This is a genomic window from Petrotoga sp. 9T1HF07.CasAA.8.2, assembly GCF_002895585.1.
GTDB classification, from domain to species: domain Bacteria; phylum Thermotogota; class Thermotogae; order Petrotogales; family Petrotogaceae; genus Petrotoga; species Petrotoga mobilis.
The window spans coordinates 84054-105083 of record NZ_AZRI01000012.1; the positions used below are offsets into that span (position 1 = coordinate 84054).

Annotated in this window: 11 protein-coding genes; 5 read left to right on the top strand and 6 right to left on the bottom strand. The window is 32.4% G+C overall.

What is annotated here, in order from left to right:
• Nucleotides 1–305: 305 nt before the first annotated feature.
• The 4 genes from X925_RS02640 to X925_RS02655 form a co-directional block, all read right to left on the bottom strand.
• Nucleotides 306–1733 (bottom strand): MFS transporter, encoded by a 1428-nt coding sequence (locus X925_RS02640; RefSeq protein ID WP_237729722.1) that lies wholly within the window; start codon nucleotides 1731–1733, stop codon nucleotides 306–308.
• Nucleotides 1734–1770: 37 nt separating this feature from the next.
• The gene (locus tag X925_RS02645) at nucleotides 1771–5229 is read right to left on the bottom strand and encodes a DEAD/DEAH box helicase (protein ID WP_121959050.1); all 3459 of its coding nucleotides are present in this window, start codon (nucleotides 5227–5229) and stop codon (nucleotides 1771–1773) included.
• Nucleotides 5230–5386: 157 nt separating this feature from the next.
• Entirely contained in the window at nucleotides 5387–8329 is a 2943-nt protein-coding gene (locus tag X925_RS02650; RefSeq protein ID WP_369973988.1) for a DEAD/DEAH box helicase family protein, read from the bottom strand.
• Nucleotides 8326–10869, bottom strand: coding sequence for a DNA methyltransferase (locus X925_RS02655; RefSeq protein ID WP_121959051.1), 2544 nt, complete (start codon nucleotides 10867–10869; stop codon nucleotides 8326–8328). The genes X925_RS02650 and X925_RS02655 overlap by 4 nt, the downstream gene beginning before the upstream one ends.
• A gap of 359 nt (nucleotides 10870–11228) precedes the next feature.
• On the opposite strand from X925_RS02655, the gene era reads away from it, so the two are divergent.
• Nucleotides 11229–12155: a GTPase Era gene (era, locus tag X925_RS02660; RefSeq protein ID WP_121959052.1), complete on the top strand. Its 927-nt coding sequence runs from the start codon at nucleotides 11229–11231 to the stop codon at nucleotides 12153–12155.
• A 15-nt stretch (nucleotides 12156–12170) separates the two neighbouring features.
• On the opposite strand, the gene X925_RS02665 is transcribed toward era, so the two are convergent.
• On the bottom strand, nucleotides 12171–12758 hold the full coding sequence (locus X925_RS02665; RefSeq protein ID WP_121959053.1) for an ANTAR domain-containing response regulator: 588 nt from the start codon (nucleotides 12756–12758) through the stop codon (nucleotides 12171–12173).
• Nucleotides 12759–12778: 20 nt separating this feature from the next.
• Nucleotides 12779–14647: an ATP-binding cassette domain-containing protein gene (locus X925_RS02670; protein ID WP_121959054.1), complete on the bottom strand. Its 1869-nt coding sequence runs from the start codon at nucleotides 14645–14647 to the stop codon at nucleotides 12779–12781.
• 342 nt (nucleotides 14648–14989) lie between these two features.
• Here X925_RS02670 and X925_RS02675 point away from each other — a divergent pair, with 342 nt between their 5' ends.
• From X925_RS02675 to X925_RS02690, 4 genes are all read left to right on the top strand, one after another.
• On the top strand, nucleotides 14990–16009 hold the full coding sequence (locus X925_RS02675; RefSeq protein ID WP_121959055.1) for a sugar-binding protein: 1020 nt from the start codon (nucleotides 14990–14992) through the stop codon (nucleotides 16007–16009).
• 104 nt (nucleotides 16010–16113) lie between these two features.
• Nucleotides 16114–17061 carry an ABC transporter permease gene (locus X925_RS02680; protein ID WP_199171461.1) on the top strand — a complete coding sequence of 316 codons (948 nt, stop codon included), beginning with the start codon at nucleotides 16114–16116 and terminating at the stop codon, nucleotides 17059–17061.
• Nucleotides 17058–18554 carry a sugar ABC transporter ATP-binding protein gene (locus X925_RS02685; protein WP_121959056.1) on the top strand — a complete coding sequence of 499 codons (1497 nt, stop codon included), beginning with the start codon at nucleotides 17058–17060 and terminating at the stop codon, nucleotides 18552–18554. Before X925_RS02680 ends, X925_RS02685 begins: the two co-directional genes overlap by 4 nt.
• A 15-nt stretch (nucleotides 18555–18569) precedes the next feature.
• Nucleotides 18570–20894, top strand: a complete 2325-nt coding sequence (locus X925_RS02690) for a methyl-accepting chemotaxis protein (RefSeq protein WP_121959057.1) — start codon at nucleotides 18570–18572, stop codon at nucleotides 20892–20894.
• Nucleotides 20895–21030: the final 136 nt, after the last annotated feature.

Here is a 21030-nt window from a genome sequence, read left to right on the forward strand (position 1 = left end):
AGTGAACACTACAATCAGATTAGTTTGAATATCTTTAATTTTTACCTTAGATATTGCGATTAAAGTCTTTTCTTTTATGTGTTTTCTCCACGAGAGTATTTTCTACTTCAATAATTCTTTTAATTCTACTAAATGATACCATATTATTTAATCCTTTGTTCATATTTCATTTTTTCTACCTACTCTTTGGAAGAGAATCTTATTTTTGTATTTTCTATCTGGTTAAGTATATCTTCTATAATTTCCTTACTTTTTCCATCTTTTTTAATGTCATTGCTCATGTAGAGTTATCTCCCTCTCTTACTTTAAATCAATTCTTTTTTCAATTCAGTTATTTCTTTTTCTAATTCCTCTTTTATTGTTTTATTTGCTCTTTTCGCCTCTAGATATTCTCTTAATTTTTCATGTCTTTTTGGATTTAAAGGATATCTAACTGCTGCAATTATTCCTAAAATCAATAAGATTATTGGGACGAAAGAAATTATAAATCTCAATGCAAACAAAAAACTCTCAGGCTGAGGCTGCTCTACACCGTCTATTGGGTTAATAAATCCTGCTAATCCTAATGAAAAGGTAACTCCTGCAACAGCCAAGCCAGATGCCACTTTCCTAACAAACGTCATCAGGCCACTCAAAGTACCCTCTTCTCTTTTACCAAATTTTAACTCAGCAACATCGGTTACATCACCAAATATAGTATAAGGCATAACTGCGACTGCCGAAACCCCTGCACCTATTATTGCAGCCATTAAAATTACCTGGAACATCGTTACATCAGGGGAAAATGTAAAAAGAATGAATCCAGCAACACACCAAACTAAAGCACCTAAAATATATGAGATATTTTTGGATGTCTTTTTAGCAATAAAGGCATAAAATGGGATAAAAATAATTTCAGTTATGAAAAGAGCACCTAAAGCTATGGGAAGTAAACCTTCATTTCCAATATAATATTTAGTATAATACGCAAAAATGGTTGAAACTACATCTATCGATAAGTAAGCTAGAAGATACATAGCAATAAGGAGTCGAAAGCTCTTGATTTTAAAAGGTTCAAAAAACATATTGAAAAAGTTGAAGGTACTTTTCTCTTTTGAGAACTCTTTTCTTTCCTTGGTGAACATAAAAACACCTATCCATGGAGTTGAAAAGATTAAACCAAACGTTATTGCCATAACTATATAACCTATCCTAATATCAGAAAAAGCATTCACAATTAACATTGGAAGCACTGCGCAAACCAAACCCGCACCTATCGAAAAGGCAAGTCTATATGAATTTAAAGATGTCCTTTCATTGTAATCTAACGTTAATTCGGCTCCTAAAGCAGTATAAGGAGTCATAACCATTGTAAATACGGTTGTAAAAGCTATATATGCCGTTAGTGCGTAAATGAATTTACCCAATTGATTAGGAAAACTTGCCGGATACCAAAGAATGAAAAAAGATATAAAGATCAAAAAGGTTCCTGCCAACAAGTAAGGCCTTCTTCTGCCAAACTTTGTTCTTGTATTATCGCTTATGAATCCCATTAAAGGATCTGTAACCGCATCCCAGATCTTACCAATTAAAAGAATGGGAGCAATATACTGCATCCTTAGACCAATGACATCGGTAAGGAAGATAGCGTAGAAAAAATTTATTATATTGAAAGCACCGCCACCAAAAATATCCCCCGACGCATAGAACAACTTAGTTTTCAACGGTAGTTTTTCACTTTTCACTTTTTCCATCTCCTTTATGGAATTAATAAGAAAATAGTTTTAAACCTTAATTACCCAGTTTAAATAAGTTCTTTATCTCCTGGTTAGACAACTCAGTTATCCAGCTTTCTCCTGTTTTTATAATATTTTCAGATAATTCTTTCTTTTTTTCTAGCATCTCATTTATTTTCTCTTCAAAGGTTTCTAAGGTGATGAATCTATGAACTATCACGTCCTTGGTTTGACCGATCCTGAAAGTTCTATCGGTTGCCTGGCTTTCCACTGCCGGGTTCCACCAAAGGTCATAATGTATAACGTGGTTTGCCGCAGTTAAATTTAATCCAGTGCCCCCAGCCTTTAGAGACAGGATCATAATTGGGTATCTATGCTTTGTTTGAAAGTCGTTTATCATTTCGTCTCTCTTTTTTCTGTTGAGCCCTCCATGAAAAAATAGAGGTTCTATCTTAATGTTATCTGTAAGTATCTTCGTTAATATATCTCCCATCTCTTTGTATTGGGTGAAAAGTACCGCTTTTTCGTTGTTGTCTACAATATTTTGAAGTAAGTCCAATAATTTCTCTGTTTTACCAGAATCATCCGGTAAAAGGGCTCCTTTTTTAGTGTAGTTAACAGGATGATTGCAGATCTGCTTGAGTGAAGTCAACATTTTAAGTATTAATCCTTTTCTTTGTATACCGTCAGCTTCCATTTTTTCTAACTCTTCTTGTACGTGTTCAACAACCTCTTTGTAAAGCGCAATTTGTGATGGTTTTAAGTATACATATTCGTCGTATGTGAACTTTTCTGGAAGGTCTTTTATGATATTTTTATCAGTTTTAATTCTTCTTATCAAAAATGGATTTATCAAACTTTGTAATCTTTTGGTTGCTGTTGTATCCCCGTATTTTTCAATAGGTTTTGCAAAGGTTTCTACAAACCGATTTTTCCCGCCCAAATATCCAGACATAAGAAAATCGTATAAGCTCCATAATTCAGTTAATCTGTTTTCTATGGGAGTCCCTGTCATTGCGATCCTCTTTGGAGCGCGGAGGGCTTTTACCGCTTTGGTTTGTTGGGCATCCGAATTTTTTATGTTTTGCGCTTCGTCTATAACAACCATTGAAAATTCTTTTTTCGTTAGAAATTCAACCTCGTTTCTCACTACACTGTAAGTTGTTATAATTACATCTGAATTATCCTCAAACTTTCTATCGCTTCCATGGTAAATACTTACATTCAAAGTAGGTGCAAATTTTTTACACTCCTTGTACCAATTCCCAACAAGCGTCGTTGGGCATACCACTAAAACAGGATTTTCTAAGGCTTTTTCTTCCTTCATTTTGAGAATTACTGATATAACTTGGACCGTCTTACCCAACCCCATATCATCCGCTATACAAACGTTGAAACCTTTTTCTAAGTTCGTGTACAACCACCTGAATCCAGTTTTTTGATAATGCCTCAACTCCGCATTAAGATTTTTTGGCAACCTTACTGGAGAAACTTTTCTCAATTCTTCTAAAAACTTTTGAAGGTTGTTATCCAATATCACGGGAAGCCCGTTCATCTCTTGTGAAAGTATAACTTTCAACGTTTCGAAGTCTGAGGTCAAGTTTATATTCTTCACTTTTTCCATAATAGCTTCAAACTCGTTGGCAGCCAAAAACACGTAATTTTCTTTTATCTTAACTATTCCTTTTGATTTTTTTGCCAACTTTTCGAACTCTTCGAGTGAAATTTCTGAATCTCCTATCAGTACAGCGTAATTGAACCGTATGAGCTTGGACAAAGATAAAAAGGATACGTGGCTGTCTGTAGAGTTTGCTTTTAGGACAAGTTTTGGTCTCGAAACCTTTTGGAGTCCTTTTGGAGCTAGTATTTCAACGTTCAGAAGTTTTAATATGGGCATCGCATTTATCATTATTTCAGATAATTGTTCCGTATTGACCATTATTTTAGAACTTTTTTTCTTTAAAAACTCTCCAAAGAATTCCGCGTATTTTGCAATGGTTACTATCTCTTTCAAGACCTCTGACTTTCCATCTTCTTGGCTTTCAAAGAAAGTTTTTATATCTTGGTAAGTATCAAAAGGCTCATCTTTTCGGTAGATATCGAGTGATAGGTTGAAAAACAACTCTCCCATATCTTCTATACTAATAACCAATTGATACTTGCTTTGCCTCAAAAGTAAAGGTTCAAGATAGTTCTTTATACTTTCGTAGGTTCTTTTTTCTTCAAACTTTTGGGCGGTGTACACTTTGGATTCAAAGAACACATCGGTTATTTTATTCTTCACTTCTGATTTGTAATACTTTTTTATGAGATATTTAAGATACTGGGATACAAGATACTCAACGATTTTATCCCTTTTCATATACTGACCTTTTTCGTTGATTATTAGATCCACGGGGACGATAGAACTCAAATAATTAACGTAATCTCTTACATAATCGTTAAAGTAAACAGGTGAGTAATCGATAACAAAATCTTCTTCATTTATCTTTTGTGGAGTGGGGATAAATGCCTTCATATCTATAAGCTTGTATACGAAAGAAACCAATCTTTTTAAAAATAGTGATGCTTCACTGTCCTCATCGGTTTCCACAAGAGGTATCGATCCAAATAAATCAAATAAATCTTCGTAATGCACCGTAAAATAGTCCTTTTCTTTTTTACATTCTAATTTTTCTAACGGTTCACCTTCTAAAATTATATATGGAGTAATGGGAGAATAAATAAATTTTATCTCTGTCTCCTTGAAATATGGGTTAAACTCTTCATCTACCCTTCCATCTTCTTCGTTTATTGCTTTCGATAACTGATTGTACATTCTCAACAGAAGGTTTTTAAAATTCTTTCCATCGTAAAAATAGGCTTCATCAGGTAGTAGGTTTATAACCTTTTCTATCTCATATTTTTCATACGAAGGATCTGGTTGTTCCATCGGTTTGGTAGGTTCTTCCTTTTTATCTGTAAATATAGAATCAGAAGTTTTTTCTGTCTCTTTAGCGATTTCTATCAAATCTTTCTTTTTCATGCCGTGCATTTCGAAGATCAAAAAAGGGTCTTTGTCTATCTCATCGGCTATAATATAATAAACGGCTGCCAAATGTTTACAAGGATTTGCCCAATCGGGACATGAACAATGTGCGTTTATCTCATTCCAACTTTTTGGGAACAACTTTATTCCCATGTTTTCGGTGATATCTAAAAGTTCTTCTGGAAGGTTTCCACCAATTAACATCGCAGAAAGGTCCAACCTTTCACTTAGAATTTTTTTGATTTTTTCTTTCTCTTCTTCCGTAAATGAAGGTAAAGCGATTTTTTCTCTGTACGGATTCGGTCTCGTACCTTGAACCCTTGCTGATATTACAGAGTTTTTTTGAATTTTAATCTCCAAAACCGCCCCTTTTTTTGCGTAACTTCTACCGCGTGGCAACCTGTTAGTATCCCTGTCGATATTTTCTAAGGCCTCTACCCATTTTTTGCCCCACCAACTTTTTCCAAAAATGTATTTTCCTCCCATTTTTCTTTTTTCTGCCTTCCTTCGTAATTACTTTTTAAGAAGGGATTTTGGAGGTTACCCTCCAAAATCCCTTGGTTTAGATTATGATAAATAATATTACTGAAATTATAACATATTTAATTTAGGATTAATGTGAAGGCAAAACGTGGAACTAGCTCTACATTAAAGAATTCAACATGTTTTCAATATTATCAAACCAGTATTTATTATACTCCGAAAGCACTTTAGCAGGATCTTCTGGTTTCATTAATAGTTTTATTTTCACATTGAATTCGTTATATTCGAAAACTTTCTCTTTGCCATTTTCTTCGAATAATTTTTTATACCAATCGATTTTTCTATAAGCGCTTGAATGCTCAGTTCCTTTTGGATCTACAAAAAGAATATAATAGTTGTTTCTTCTTTTTAGCCAGAAAATAAAATCAGGATAAAATTTACTCATTTTATTTATGTTGGGATTATAATATGGAATATAGATTTCATCTAAACTTTCATCTAATTTACTAAAAAACCACCAATCGAATTCTTCGAACTTATTGTTTTCTCTTTTCAAATAATTTTCAAGATCGCTTATAAACTTTACTTCACTTGGTACTTTTATAATATGGTTTATATACTTTATTTTTTCATCTTCAGATAGTATGAGTGGAACGTAATAGTGATTAGGAATATACTTTATTTTGATTCGTTGACCTCCACTTTCAAATTCTTCCTCCTCACTTATACTTTTCACTTTCTTTAAATATTCTTCCTGCGGTATTTCTCCATATTGTTCTTCTACTTCTTTCATAAACTTCGTAGAGTTTTTAACTTTTTCAATCTTATTTTGTATCTCGTAAATATTTTTCAAATATACTCTGATTTCCTTAAAATGTTTTATTTCTTCGTCTAATTCTTTGAGGCCCTGAAAATCTTTCGGAGCAAGGTTAAGATAATTAAAAAACCTTTGAACGAGCAAATCTACATTTTTAATGGTTTTCTCTTTGATATTAAAATTGCTTCGCTCTTTTAGACTTCCCCTCAAAAATTTTATTTTCTTTGGTTCCGTTTCGTATCTCATTAGAAACACTCTATCATCGGTAATAAACTCACCTAATTTAGATAGTAACTCGAGATCTTCAGAAGAAATTTCAAATTTTATCTGTTCTTTCCTTTCTAAAATTGGCACTTTTGATTGTTTGTAGATTGGTATAAGCAAATCTTTCTTTTTGATTTTGTCATTTTCAAAAAGTGTTAGCTGATTCTCGCCATCTTTTTTTCTTTCTTGCTCTAACTCTTGAATAATAGTTTCTAAAGCTTTTCTATTCGTTCCAAAGATAAATAGAGTTTCCACTGGTAAAACTTTGTTTTTGATTGCGTTGAACACTTCTTGATCAATTTCTTTGGCATTGTATAGCTGCAATATTCTTTTCCTCTTATTTCTTATGGGTTCTATTCTCACACCTCTACCGATAGATTGAAGAATAAATTTCTTTGCACTCTTGTCAGTTCCGATGTTAATAAAATTAATAACATTAGGTCTGTTGGAATCCCAACCTTCGTAAAAACTTCGAGATCCCATAAGAATGTTAATATCAGATTCTTCCTTATTCAGATTTTCAAAATAACTTTCACCTTCGTATCTTTCCTGGAATTCATATCCTAATAACTCACTTTTTAACCATTCAGATATATTTCCTATTTTTATTAATGCAAAGGGCGTATCGCTAGTTTTCAATTTAAAGGCTAACTCTTGGTTATTGGACTGTCTAATTATTATTTCAATCTCCCCATGAACGGTTGAATTAAATACATATTTTAATATTTCTTCTTTTGTTATACTCTTTAGTATGGATTCTTCTACCTTTACTTTTTGGCCTTTTTCAAACATACAGTGTGGTTCCTTCCTTAACTCTTCCCAAAGCTCGTCAATTGCCACTTTTAGAATCTCAAGATCGATTTCACCAATTGCTACTTTTTCAAGTTCTCTAAAAAATAATTTAAGATCGGCATCTTTTATATTAACAGAATTAACCAGTGTTAAAAGTAACGGTTTATGGTATAAACCAGCTTGGATATGGGTAATTTCTTCATAAAACTTTTTCACATAAGTTAGAAGAATCAACGATTTTAAAACTATCTTTTGTTTTTCTTCCTTGTTGTAATCTTCTTTATCGTTTTTAAATGCTCTTATTTCTTGTTTTAAAATGCTTAAATGCTTACCATATCCTGCGTTTATGAAACTTGAAAGATTAAATTCATAAGCACATGTAACTATATCTCTTGGTTCTATGAACGTTGCTGATGAATTAATCAAAAATCCATTTCTTGACATAATAGAATAAATATGCTGTCTTTTGGAATCTTCTTTATCTCCTTTGTGAGCTTCGTCTAAAAAGATGTACCATTTCCCATCGTTATCATAGTTTTTGAAATCTATAATCTTATCTTTTTGCTCGTCACTTAAATTATCAGATCTGTAATAAAAAATACTTGTCCCAAATAATTGAGGATTTCGCTTTATCTCAGAGTATTCTTTTAACTCATGCAAATATATATTATTTTCGTTAGATCTATTAAATTCATCCACATGCTTTTTAAGCTGCTCTATCAAATCGTCCCTATGGGTTAAAACGAGAATATCGTGTGGAGGGATCTCCTCCCTGTTAATTAATTCTGATAAAATTTGAATTAGTTTTATGATAACAAGCGTTTTACCACTTCCAGTAGCCATCCAAAAACTCATACGATTGATAAAGTTCTCATAAGAGATCCTGTTATCATCTACTTGAGGGTAATATTCTGTTAAAAGTTTGTAGTTGCTTTTGTTTGTCAATTTAAAATCAAAATCACTATCTAGGCCATTGTCTTTGTACCAATTAAAAAGTTTTTCTTTTCTTACTTTGTTCATCTCCAAACTTTCGTTATTTTGATAATCTACAAAATCCTCAAAATACTTCCATAATACCTTGATAGCATTTCTTACTGCATTTTGTTGATAATCCCAAAGAGTTTTACTTTCTGAAAACCCTTCAAAATCAAAAGTATTCCACGTAACCGGTAAATCTTCAAAACGTATATTTTCTATCATATCTTGTAATAATGTTTCCAACCTGTTCACCACCAAATCAGAGGTTTTATGAGCTTATAATCCAAGTCTTTTAAATTTATTTTCTCACCATCTTCAAATTCCACGTAGTCCGAGTGAATCTTCTTTATCCATTTGCCAGTTAAATTAGACAATGTTTCTGCGATGTCTATATCTTTATATAGCTTAGATAAATCTACTTTTACCTTATTATTTTCATAATCAATCTCAAGAGCTTCGAGCATCTTTAAGTCTTTCATAAAAACATATTGATTGTATGGATCTTCATACGGATTATCAAAGAGTGTAGAATCTTCATATTTTACCTTTCTTAATGTGTCTTCGTATTGTTCAAGCTCGTAGTATTTGAAAAAACCACCGCCTTGCCAGTTTAAGTCTTCTGATAACTTAGGCCGAATGTCGCCAAACAATACTGTTTTCATTCTCTTTAACACAATACTTTCAATGTACTCACCCATCTCCACGCCAATCCATTTTCTGTTTAATTTATGAGCAGCTGCTACGGTTGTACCTGAGCCAACAAAATAATCAAAAACCATGTCGCCTTCATTTGTCGAAGACTGAATTATTCGTCTAAGTAAGTTCTCTGTTTTTTGAGTATTATCTTCACCCCAGTTTTCTCTAGTCATATTTTGTGTATACATCATCGACAAAACATCATTCCACATATCGCCGATTGATTTTGTATCAAATTTGGGAAGCATAAATTTTTCTAATTTATCCCCGCCTTGCTTGTACTTGTAAACGAAGAGTTCATCGGCTTCGTTCTTGAATACGTCTAACCAACCAAGACTAGCAATATTATCATCACTATTCTTAACCCACATTTTGTTAAACAATGGTTTATCTTTTGAATAATAAAGAATAGTATCATGTTGCCTAATCCAGTTTAATGCTTGCGTTTTAAAACCAGAAAGAGCCTCGCCTGTGTTCCAAATAATCTCTTTATCGGGCTTTTTATTAAAGATAGAATCCATCAATAAACGTCCCAAAAAATTACAATTGTGATCTAAGTGAATATAAAAGCTACCATCTTTCGTTAGAAATTCTTTGGCTAACTGAATTCTATCTTTCATCATTGATAACCATGTAGAATCCTTAAATTTATCAACGAATGCATAACTGCTACTTTCCGTATTAAAAGGAGGGTCAATGTAAATTAATCGTATGTGATTTTTAAACTTATTTGCGGTTTGTAATACTTGATAAGCATCCGATTTGATTAAATAGCCGTTTATGACATCATCCAAATTATTCTTTTTTGAGATGACATTTAGTAAGTTATTTTTAAAATCGTCTGAGAAATACTTTGAATCTATATAAGCATTTTCCATGTTTACTTCTTTTACCAATGAAGATGATGAATACGTTGCCATGAAACCCTTAATTTTTTCTTTTCTATCAAACAATTCTTCATTAAAAGATTTTTCTCTTTCGTTTTTCTTTAAATAAGTTTTTCTTTCTCCATCGTTGTCAAATACCTTAATGTATTCCAGCTTAAATAGTTCACCGTTAATCAAGACTTTACTTACATAAACTTTCTGAAGAGGTTGTTTGTAAATCTCCCTAATCGTTTCAATAATGTCTTTTTTATATTCACTATTAGCACGAATATTTTTGAAAACTTCTTCCTTAATGCGGTCGTAATCTTTCTCATCAACTAATTTCTTTAAGGTTCTTAAAGCTAAAACGAAATTGCTATTTTTTACAAACTTTGGCTTGTTCCATATTTTTACCAACTCATCTTCAAATTGTGAAATGAAATCTATTATCTTAAAGGCTATGTCTTTCAGTACTTGCAATTCTTTTATTCTTTCTTCTGTCCATTCACTCTCTCCAGAAAAGACATACTGATATAACCAAATATTGAACTGCTCTTTCAAGAATTCTTTTGCATTCTTGTTTATAAAGTAATCTACTTCACTTTGTTTTTCAAAGACTCTGAATACTTTATTTAACTCTTCTTCAGTTGTTGTTATCCCTTCTTTTTTCAAGGATCTTAAAATATCATCGATCTTTGTTTTTCTTCCTCTTTCCGAGTATAATACATTGAAAACAATTACTCCGTCTTTTCTTTTTTCTTTAAACTCGTATATTATTTCTCTTTTTTCATTCGCTTTTTTATGCTCTAATGTCGAAACATCAAAATAATACTTGTGCTTGTCTATTTCTACTTCTAAATTTTTGAATAATCTATCCGTTTTAACATAATACAGCATGTGTGTTTTCCAGAATAAGATGACATCTTTATCGTCTGTATATACCTTTTCGTAAACATTTTGATGAAATGGTGTGTACCTGAAGTAGATTGAACCTGTTTCAGAGAAATATCTATTGAAAAATGTATAAAGTTTATCAAATAATTCTCCCCTGAACTTAGGAAACGGTTTTAAGGCATCATCTATATCTTTTTTTAGTTTTGGGAATACTCCATTTTTGTAGTAATTTGATTTGATCCTCATTAAATTAATATAGCCCGATTCTCCTTCTACCTTTGCCCCAACAAAAATGTCTTCTAATGCATCGAAAAATTTAATTTCTTCTTTAGTCATATCGCTCGCTCCTTTTAATTTTAACGGTAATTAACTTTACTAGTCTGAGTATTTAACAGATTTCTTTTATGTACTTTTTATGTTCTTTTTATAAATTATAACATTAAGCTGCTTTATAATAAAAAATTATTAGTGAAATACTTGAAAAAAGGTGAAAAAAAGATATCACTCCTCATAAAAAAGGAGTGATATCTTCAACAATACACTCAGAGTGCAAATAATACTTTTGTACCACCTTTGTTACATCCATTGGGGATGTCCATTTGACAATTACCGTTTATAACTTGACTTTTGCTTAATACTAAACTAGAATATGAATAATGAAGTGATTTTATCAAATATAATTTGTGGAGGAAAAGATGGAAAATGAAGGTTTTAAAAGTGGTTTTGTTGCCTTGGCAGGAAAACCTAACGTAGGAAAATCAACATTGATAAACGCTTTGATGGGCCAAAAAGTGGTCATCGTTTCTGACAAGCCACAAACCACAAGAAATAGAGTAAACTGCATATTAACGGAAGATCATTATCAAATAGTTTTTGTCGATACACCGGGCATTCACAAACCTATAAGAAAAATCGGAGAATACATGGTCAATATAGCAATAAACGCTTTGAAAGGCGTTGATTTGATACTTTTTATGATAGATGCAAAGGATGGTTTAAGAAATTCGGATTTGAGAGTTGCTGAAATAGTTGATAAATCAAGAATTCCTACCATTCTTCTTGTGAACAAAGTTGACCTAGTAAAAGATAAAGAGAAAATTAACCTGATGACAGAAAAAATACAAAATTTGTGTTCAAATATAGTTAAAACCTTTGAAATCTCAGCGTTAACGGGTAAAAATCTTTTTGAATTAAAACAAAGTATCATAGATTTATTACCCGAAGGTCCTCAATACTACCCAGAAGATATGATCACGGATAAACCGTCAAGATTCATCATTTCTGAGTTAATTCGGGAAAAAATCTTTCATTTAACAAAGGAAGAGATTCCTCATTCAAGCGGAGTAGTTGTAGAAGAACTGAAAGAAAGAGAGAACGGCGTTTTGTACGTGAGAGCAGAAATTTATGTCGAAAAGAAAAGCCAGAAACCTATTATAATAGGTAAAAACGGAAGTATGATTAAAAAGATCGGCCAATTGGCAAGACAAGACATCGAAGAACTTTTTGAAAGAAAAGTCTACCTCGATCTTTACGTAAAGGTTCGTGACAAATGGAGAGACGACAAAAATATTTTAAATAACATTATGGAATACAAAGTAGAAGAAATAAAAGATGGAAAATAAACTCCCGTATACAATTTAATCAATTCTAAAAGCCTTGTCAGCTTCTATAATCTCCTTCGCTACATCAACTAACTTTTGGTTGGAATTTCTACTCTTTTTTTGCAAAAACTTCATGGCTTCTTCTTCGTTCAATCGTAATCTTTCCATTATGATACCTTTAGCTTTTTCTATTAATTTTCTCGATTCCAAAGTTTCTTTGGTTACTTCTAATTCATTTTTTAAATTTTTGATATCCTCAAATCTCGAAAGTGCGATTTCAATCTCGGCTTTCAAATCTGATTCGTCTATGGGCTTTATTAAGTACCCCAATACTCCCAGATTTTTTGCTTTATCTATCAATTCTTCATCATCGTAACCGCTTACAATCAATGTGGGAATAAAAACCTTCTCGCTTATCCTTTTTAATGCCTCCAAACCATCCATAACAGGTAGATTTATATCGGCTATAATCATATCCGGCTTTTTTTCTAAAGCTAATTTAACCAACTCTTTACCGTTTGTAGCTTCTCCTACTACTTTACATCCTAAATTTTCTAAGTTACTTTTTAACCCCATTAAAATTAGATATTCATCCTCGGCAACCAATACCTTCAAGTCTTTCATTGTTTAACCCCCAACATTTTTCAAATTTTCTCCATTTCTTCGACGGAAATATTCGTACTAATCTGTTTTACCGGGATCTCAATTCGTACTTTAGCACCATTAGAACTTTCCACCTCTATTTCCCCATTTAGTTGTTTGGTAATTATAGAATATACGATCGATAGACCAAGCCCCTGGGTTTTTTGAATATCGAAATTTGGTGGGAAACCTACTCCATTATCCGAAATCTCCAGCTTTATTGTTTCGTTCTCAAATTTTGAAACAATACTAATCTCACCATTTTCTTTACCAACAAAGGCATACTTTAGACTGTTAGTAACCAGCTCGTTCACCACCAAAGCTATCGCAGAGGCTTTGCTATATGAAACGAAAATATCGTCTAATTCAAAGTTAAACTTTATCTCTTCTCTCGTACTGCTCATAAATTTGGCTATCTTAATTATCATCTCTTTGAGATTGATAATACTTCTACCTAATTTATCTTTCGACAACAAATCATGGACTGCGGCGATACTTTTTATCTTCGACATTAAATCATCAAGCATCTCTATTACATTTTTCCTAGAATCTTTTTTGATGGACATCTTATACAAAGACATCAAACTAATTATAGACTGCAGGTTATTCTTGATTCGATGATGGCTCTCTTGCAACAATACAGAACTTCCCACTAACCTTGTGTCATGAATTGCTAAGGCTGCTTGATGAGCTATGGTTTCTAAATACTTTATCTCTTCTTCAGAATATATATATACTTCTTTGTAATAAATATGGATTATACCGCTCAATCTTGATCTTATGTACAAAGGCACACATATAAAACTACCAATATCTTTGTTGATTTTAAAGAATTTTTCGAATCCTCTATCTCTTTTTGAAAAATAATAAACTTTTTCATCCCCGATTAAATTTAAGATTTCTGATTCATTCGGTTCAACTTCCACGTTTTTATTTCGTTTGTAAAAAGCCTTGTCTATTATTGAGTTTGTGTCCTCATCCATCAGAGATATCCCACACGCGTCTGCTTTCATAGCCTTTGCAGCATTTTTTGCAAGTAGATTCATTAGATCATCTAGCTCATATTCTGATGTTAAATATTCTGCTGCTTCGAAGACCGATTCAATTAGTTGACTTTCTTCAGGATTTACATTATTGTCATCGGAGTTAATCCCCATAATCTTATTTATCAATTTTTTAGGATTATTTTTTACCTCTTGGGAGTCCAGAATTTCGGTGATCTCACCTTCATTCAATATTGCTATCTTATCAGCGATTCTCAAGGCATCTTCCCACTGTTTGGTTATGTAGATCACACTTTTACCTTCTTTTTTATGTGTTCTTATCATATTGTGGAGATTCATCAAAGAACTTAAAGAAATATTCTCAGCTGGTTCGTATAAAATCACAACATCTGGATTAACAGAAAAAGCCCTCACAAAAGCCAAATTTTTCTTTTCTTCTAATGTGAGATCCCCTACTTTCATATCTGGTGATAAGTTTAAATTATACTTTTTTAAAATTTCCTCCACTATTCTCTGAGTTTTTCTTTTAGAGTAAAAAATCGATTGTTTCTTCTCATAAGAAGTATCTAAAAATAAATTCTCTGAAACAGAGAGATTCTCTAATAATTTAGGTTTTTGATCAATAATTTCAATCTTATTTTTCTTTAGATCATATAGATTGAAAGAGATAAGCTGCCCAATATGAAATAATTTCCCCTCTGCAGGTAACTTACCAATCAAGCCATTGATAATGGCATTCTTACCTGAGCCTTCTTGACCAAGAATAGCTATAACTTCCCCCTTTTGCACTTCTAAGGAGAAATTTTTTAAAAGTTCAACGTCTTGATCTTTTACACGAAAATTCTGAATTTCAAACAGACTTGACATAACAATTACCTCTAAAATCAAAAAAATCTTTATTAATTAATTTTACCAAATTAATATAAATTAAGAAAATCTAAGATTTTTTAACTTAATCAAGAATAAATGACGTTAAACAGCTCTAATCGGATTTAATCTCCCCTAATCGATGTTGACCTAAAAATGGAAATATGATTAAATGTTTTCAGAAAGTCATCCTCAAGGGTGGGGTGACATTGTTTAATAAAAAATTTAATAATGCGAGGTCATGAATGCCTTAGTATAGTGAAAAATACATACTAAGGCATTTTTTGTTTGTTAAGTATCTTTAGTCGCTTTGTAACAACAAAATTAACAGGAGGTGTTTTTATGAAGCGTTTTTTGGTAGTTTTGGTATTGCTAGTGAGTTTATTTGCATTTTCTGAAACCTTTTTACTCTCTCCGAAGTCTATGAACAACCCCTACTGGTTTGCAGTAGAAAACGGTATGAAAGATGCAGCAGAAGCTTTGGGAGTTCAAGCAGTATTTGATGCTCCGATCGAAGCTGACGCAGCAGAACAAGCACAAAAGATACAAACGTACATCATTCGTGGTGTGGACGGGATTGGGATATCTCCTAATGACCCAGAAGCTGTTAAATTTGTTATTCAACAAGCTTTGAACAGAGATATTCCAGTAATAACTTTTGATTCTGATTCACCAGATAGCGGTAGATATGTATATTTGGGAACTAACAATTACAATGCAGGGTACATTTCTGGCGAGCTTATGGGACAACTTATCGACCAATATAAACCTGATAAAACTACTTTGAATTTTGCTATTTTAACAGGTGGGTTGGCAGCAGTCAATTTGAACGAAAGAATCGCGGGATTTAAAGATGCCATGGAAGAATACTCCCAAAAGACAGGAAAAGAAATAGTTTATGTTGCAGATCCGTTCCCTTGTAACGACGATACCGCTGTAGCAGTTCAAGTTTTAACAGATGTTACCAGACGTTATCCAAATTTAGATGGTTGGTTCGCATCTGGAGGATGGCCATTGTTCGCTCCATCGGATACGGTTATTAGGGCATTAGGAGGAATGGAAAAAGCAGAATCACTCTTAACAGTAGGTTTTGACACTTTACCACCAGAATTGGAACTCGTAAAAGCAGGTGCTTGGAAAGGATTAGTTGGTCAAAGGCCATATGACATGGGTTATTTATCGCTAGCCGTTCTATACAATATGTCGAAATTAGGTGTAGATAAAACATTGCAATTATTACCAAAAGTTACAAATGAAGATGGTTCGGTTGATTACATTATTGATACAGGAGTTGACATTGTAACTTCTGAAAATGTCGACGAATTCATTGAATTTGCTAACGAAGTTTACAGTAAAAGATAAAATATAATATACTTTTTAAGCAATGGGAATTTTCCCTTCCCATTGCTTTTAATTAATAGTAATTTTAAAAATATCTATGAATTTACAAAGGGGAGGAAAAAGAATTGGAGACGTTGAAAAAAATTTTTGCTATAAGGGAATTCACTATATTCTTGGTTTTAATTGCTATGATGCTTTTCTTAGGAATAACTGCACCTGGGTTTTTATCGGTTGATAACCTCTTCAGTATCATTTTAAATGTGACATTTATTGGGGTTATGGCTTGTGGAATGACAATGGTTATTATCACTGGAGGAATAGATCTTTCAGTTGGATCTATTTTAGGTTTATCTGGCGTTGTGATGGGGTTACTCATGCATGATTTAGGTTTAAATCCTGTCCTGAGTATTTTGGTAGGCTTATTAGTTGGAATGGCTGCCGGATTAACAAACGGACTTCTCATCACCAAAGTTAAAATTCCACCATTTATAAGTACTCTTGGTATGCTCAGTATAGCAAGGGGTTTAGCATATGTGTTAAGTAAAGGCTGGCCAATATCTCCCTTTCCAAAGTCATTTACTTCTCAAGGTCAAGGTATGGTTGGACCTGTCCCTGTTCCTGTATTATACTTCGCTGGAGTTGCCATTATCGCTTATATATTTCTACGATATACTATAGTTGGAAGGAGAATATACGCGACTGGAGGTAATTTAGAAGCAGCAAAATTGGTTGGAATTAAAACAGATAGAATATTGATAATGGTTTATGTAATTAATGGATTGTTGGCAGCATTTGCTGGTTTTTTAATGACAGCATGGTTGGGAGTAGCTCAAGCAAATGCGGGTCAAGGTTATGAATTAGACGTTATTGCAGCAACTGTTATAGGAGGTACAAGTTTACAAGGTGGAGAAGGAACTATCTTAGGAACTGTAATTGGTGCCATAATCATGGGTGTACTCAGAAACGGTTTGATCCTTTTAGGTGTATCCTCTTTCTGGCAGCAAGTTGCAATTGGTGCAGTAATAATTATTGCCGTAGCCTTTGACCAGCTTAGAGGAGGGAAAGAAGGATGAACTCTGTCTTAAAAGTAATTGATATTTCCAAAGAATTCCCTGGTGTAAAAGCGTTAGACCAAGTAAGCATTGATTTTTACCCTGGAGAAGTTCATGCCATTGTTGGAGAAAACGGAGCAGGAAAATCCACTTTGATGAAAATAATAGCAGGAGTTTATAAACAAAATGAAGGTAAAATAATTTTTAATGGGAAAGAAGTGTATTGGAAACATCCTTCTGAAGCTATCGAAGAAGGAATTGTTACTATCTTTCAAGAATTGTCAGTTATGGATAATTTATCTGTTTCAGAAAATCTGTTCTTAGGCTCTGAACCAAAAAGAGGACCTTTTCTCAACAACGGTAAACTTTACAAGTCTGCAAAGGAGTTCCTAAAGGAATTTGGTCTCAACATAAACCCAAATGATAAGTTAAAAAAATTCACTATTGGTGTTCAACAAATGATTGAGATTGCAAGAGCTACTTATAAAGAATCTAAAGTTATTATAATGGATGAACCTACCTCTTCCCTCACGCAAAATGAGGTTGCAAAATTGTTTGAAGTTATAAGAAATTTGAAACAAAAGGGAGTGTCTATTATATTTGTCTCCCATAGGTTAGAAGAGATATTTGAAATAGCTGATAAAGTATCTGTTTTAAGGGACGGAAAATTAGTCGAAACAAATGAGATATCTACTCTTAATCGAGATAAAATCGTTGAAATGATGGTTGGAAGAAAAATAGAAAATTTTTATATCAAAAAAGAACATGAAATTGGCAACCCCATCATGAAGGTTGAAAATCTTAGTGGTCAAGGCTTCAAAAATATTTCATTTGAGATTCATACGGGAGAAGTTTTAGGTTTTTATGGTTTGATAGGTGCAGGTAGAACAGAAATTATGGAAACTATAATTGGATTAAGAAAAAAGAAATCAGGGAAAATCTATATTGATAACAAAGAAGTAGAAATAAACAACCCATTAGATGCTGTTAAATTTGGTATAGGTATGGTACCAGAAGATAGAAAAAGAAAAGGATTGATTCTGATTCATTCCGTCAAAGATAACATCTCTCTTCCTAGTTTGGATAAATTAAAGAGACTTCGATTATTTGTGAATGAAAAAGCGGAAAAAGATTTGAGTAAATGGGCAATAGATTCCTTCAACATAAAAACTCCTTCTCCTACCAGAAGGGTAAAATACTTATCGGGGGGAAATCAACAGAAGGTTGTAGTAGCAAAATGGATAGCTTTAAGACCAAAAATCTTAATACTGGATGAACCAACTCGAGGAATAGATGTGGGAGCTAAAGCGGAAATATACGAATTGATATCTGAACTAGCACTACAAGGAATGGCTATTATTATGATCTCATCAGAATTACCGGAAGTTTTACAAATAAGCGATAGAATAGCTGTTATGGCTTACGGACATCTTACGGGGGTCCTTAACGCCAAAGAAGCTTCACAAGAAAAAGTTATGAAGTTGGCTACTCAAAAAGAAAAAGTGTTCGCATAATGGGAGCTGAAATAAATGAAAATTAGTACAAGAATAATCTCTGGCTACATTATCATTATAGCTGCTTTAATCTTAATATTAGGTGTTGTAAAATTTACCATTTCTAACTTAGAGGAGCAAGGTAACGAAACCATCGTTTCAGCTGAGAAGATGAACTCCAATTTGAAATCCTTTCAAGATTTTTTTCAAGGTTTTTATAATACAAGCCAGGCAAATATTGCACTCATATCTTCAGGATATTTATCTGATATAAATCAAGTAAAAAACGCTCAAGAAAATTTCAATGTTTTCCTAAATGAGGGAAAAAAACTACTTTTTCAGGAAGAAAATTTTTCTCAAGATTTTTTAGTAAAAAGTTCCACTTTATTCCAAAATATTGAAGATTTGAATCAACAAGCTTCTTCAAAAATCACAGTCATAATTCAAAAAAACCAAGAAATTAGCAATCTTAGCGGTGAACTTTCCAGCAATGAAGCAAATATACAACAAATTGAAAAGCAAATGAATGACTTGCTAACCTACAATGAAACCATATTAGAAAAGGAATTTAATAAAATAAAAGATCTTCTGGGAAAAGCCCCAAACTGGGACGACTTCGAAGGTAACCAAAAAATCAAAGAAGAAACAGAAAACTCTTTAAATTTAGATGGCATAGGTATCTGGGGGTTGGAAAAATTTTGGAATAAGGATCTATTACCTCATTTTTCACAGGTAGAAGAAAATATTAACTTGTTAAAATTAATCGCAAGAGAGATACTCTTACAAAATACAATATCCCAAGAGTTGACACTTTCTCTCGATAATGCTGTTGAAGAAATACAGAAAATTCTAAATTACATAATTGACGGTGGTTATTTTGTAATAATGAATCCTATCGAAGCAGTTGTTATCGATAAAACTGTTGATGCATACCAAAAAAACGTTAATGAATATGTTCGACTTAGAGATGAAAGAGATTATCTAAGAAAGGAATTCACTTCACTGACAAATCAATTAACAGAAATTCAAAATGAAATACAAAAGATGAATGGTGAACTAAGCAATTTATTTAGCCTTGAACTTATACCTTTGATAGAAAGTTTTTCTAATTTAGTTGAAAGCGAAATGACTGAAATTCAAAAATCAGCTAATGCAAATGTACAAGTTATTTCTGACAATGCTCAAAAAGTTCTTAAAAACGTAAACTCTGTTTTCAATACGACTTTAATTACTACTCTCATTGTTATAGGTATAATTATTTTTATCACTTATCTTCTTAATCATTCAATATCTGGAACTTTAAAAATCACTAACAAATTGGCTAACAGTATTTTGAATAAAGACTTGTCACAAATTCCAACTTCTTCAAAAAAGAAAGACGAAATTGCTCAAGTTCATAACGCTTTTATTAATGTAGCTAATTCTCTAAAAAGTATGCTAAACCAGCTTAAATCCTCTTCCAATATTCTAAAACAAAATGCTGAAAATACCTCTTCTGTAGTAGAAGAATACTCTGCAGTTAGTGAAGAAATTTCAGGAGAAATAAATAGCTATAGCGACAGTTTAATTGAATCAGTAGATAAACTAAGAAAAATAACTTCTTCTTTGAATGAAGTTAAAGATAATTCCGAGAAACTAGGGTATCAAGCAGAAAATTCGGTAAAAGAAGCAGAAAAATTTAAATTAGAAATAAACAAAGACATAAAAAATATTCTCCAAATTGCGGAAGAAAACAAAAATATTACTTTAGATGTGGAAAATAATATTAATGATATGCAAAGGCTTTTGAATGTAACAAAAGAAGTTAGTTCTTTTGCTGAAAACATTAGATCGATAGCTGAACAGACGAATCTATTATCTTTAAACGCAGCTATAGAAGCAGCAAGAGCTGGAGAAGCGGGGAAAGGATTTGCAGTAGTTGCTGAAGAAGTAAGAAAACTTGCCGAAAGCTCAGGAAAAATGGCTTCAGATGTACAAAACGCCGTGTTAAAGATGGAAAAAACTGTAAACTCAGTAGCTGATTCAACTTCAAATACAGGAAAAAAAGTTGAAGATAATGCTCACAAAATTGAAGAATTAAGTTTAAAAATAAAAAAGATACAAGAAAATATTGATAAGACTGTAAACACTATTGTAACGTTAAAAAATTTCATTGAAAATGAAAATAAATTGGTGGTTGAAGTCAGCAACAATACAACCGAAATCTCCGAGCAATTTGAAGAAACCTCTAAAGGTATTTTAACCTTCAAAGAAAATTTGGGAGAAGTTGCGAAAGCTATGGAAAGTCTAACGGAAGAATCACAAAAGCTTTTGGAACTTTCAGAATCTATAAATTCGTTAGTTAAAGAATACCGACTTTAATTTATGATTTTTTACCTCTGATTGAAGAAAGTTCTAATCAAGAGTTCTTTATTTTTCCTGTTTTTCTTAAAGTCTTGTTATAACGAGTTCTAGTAAGCACATTCAGAGTACAAAGTTACACAACTATAATATTCCA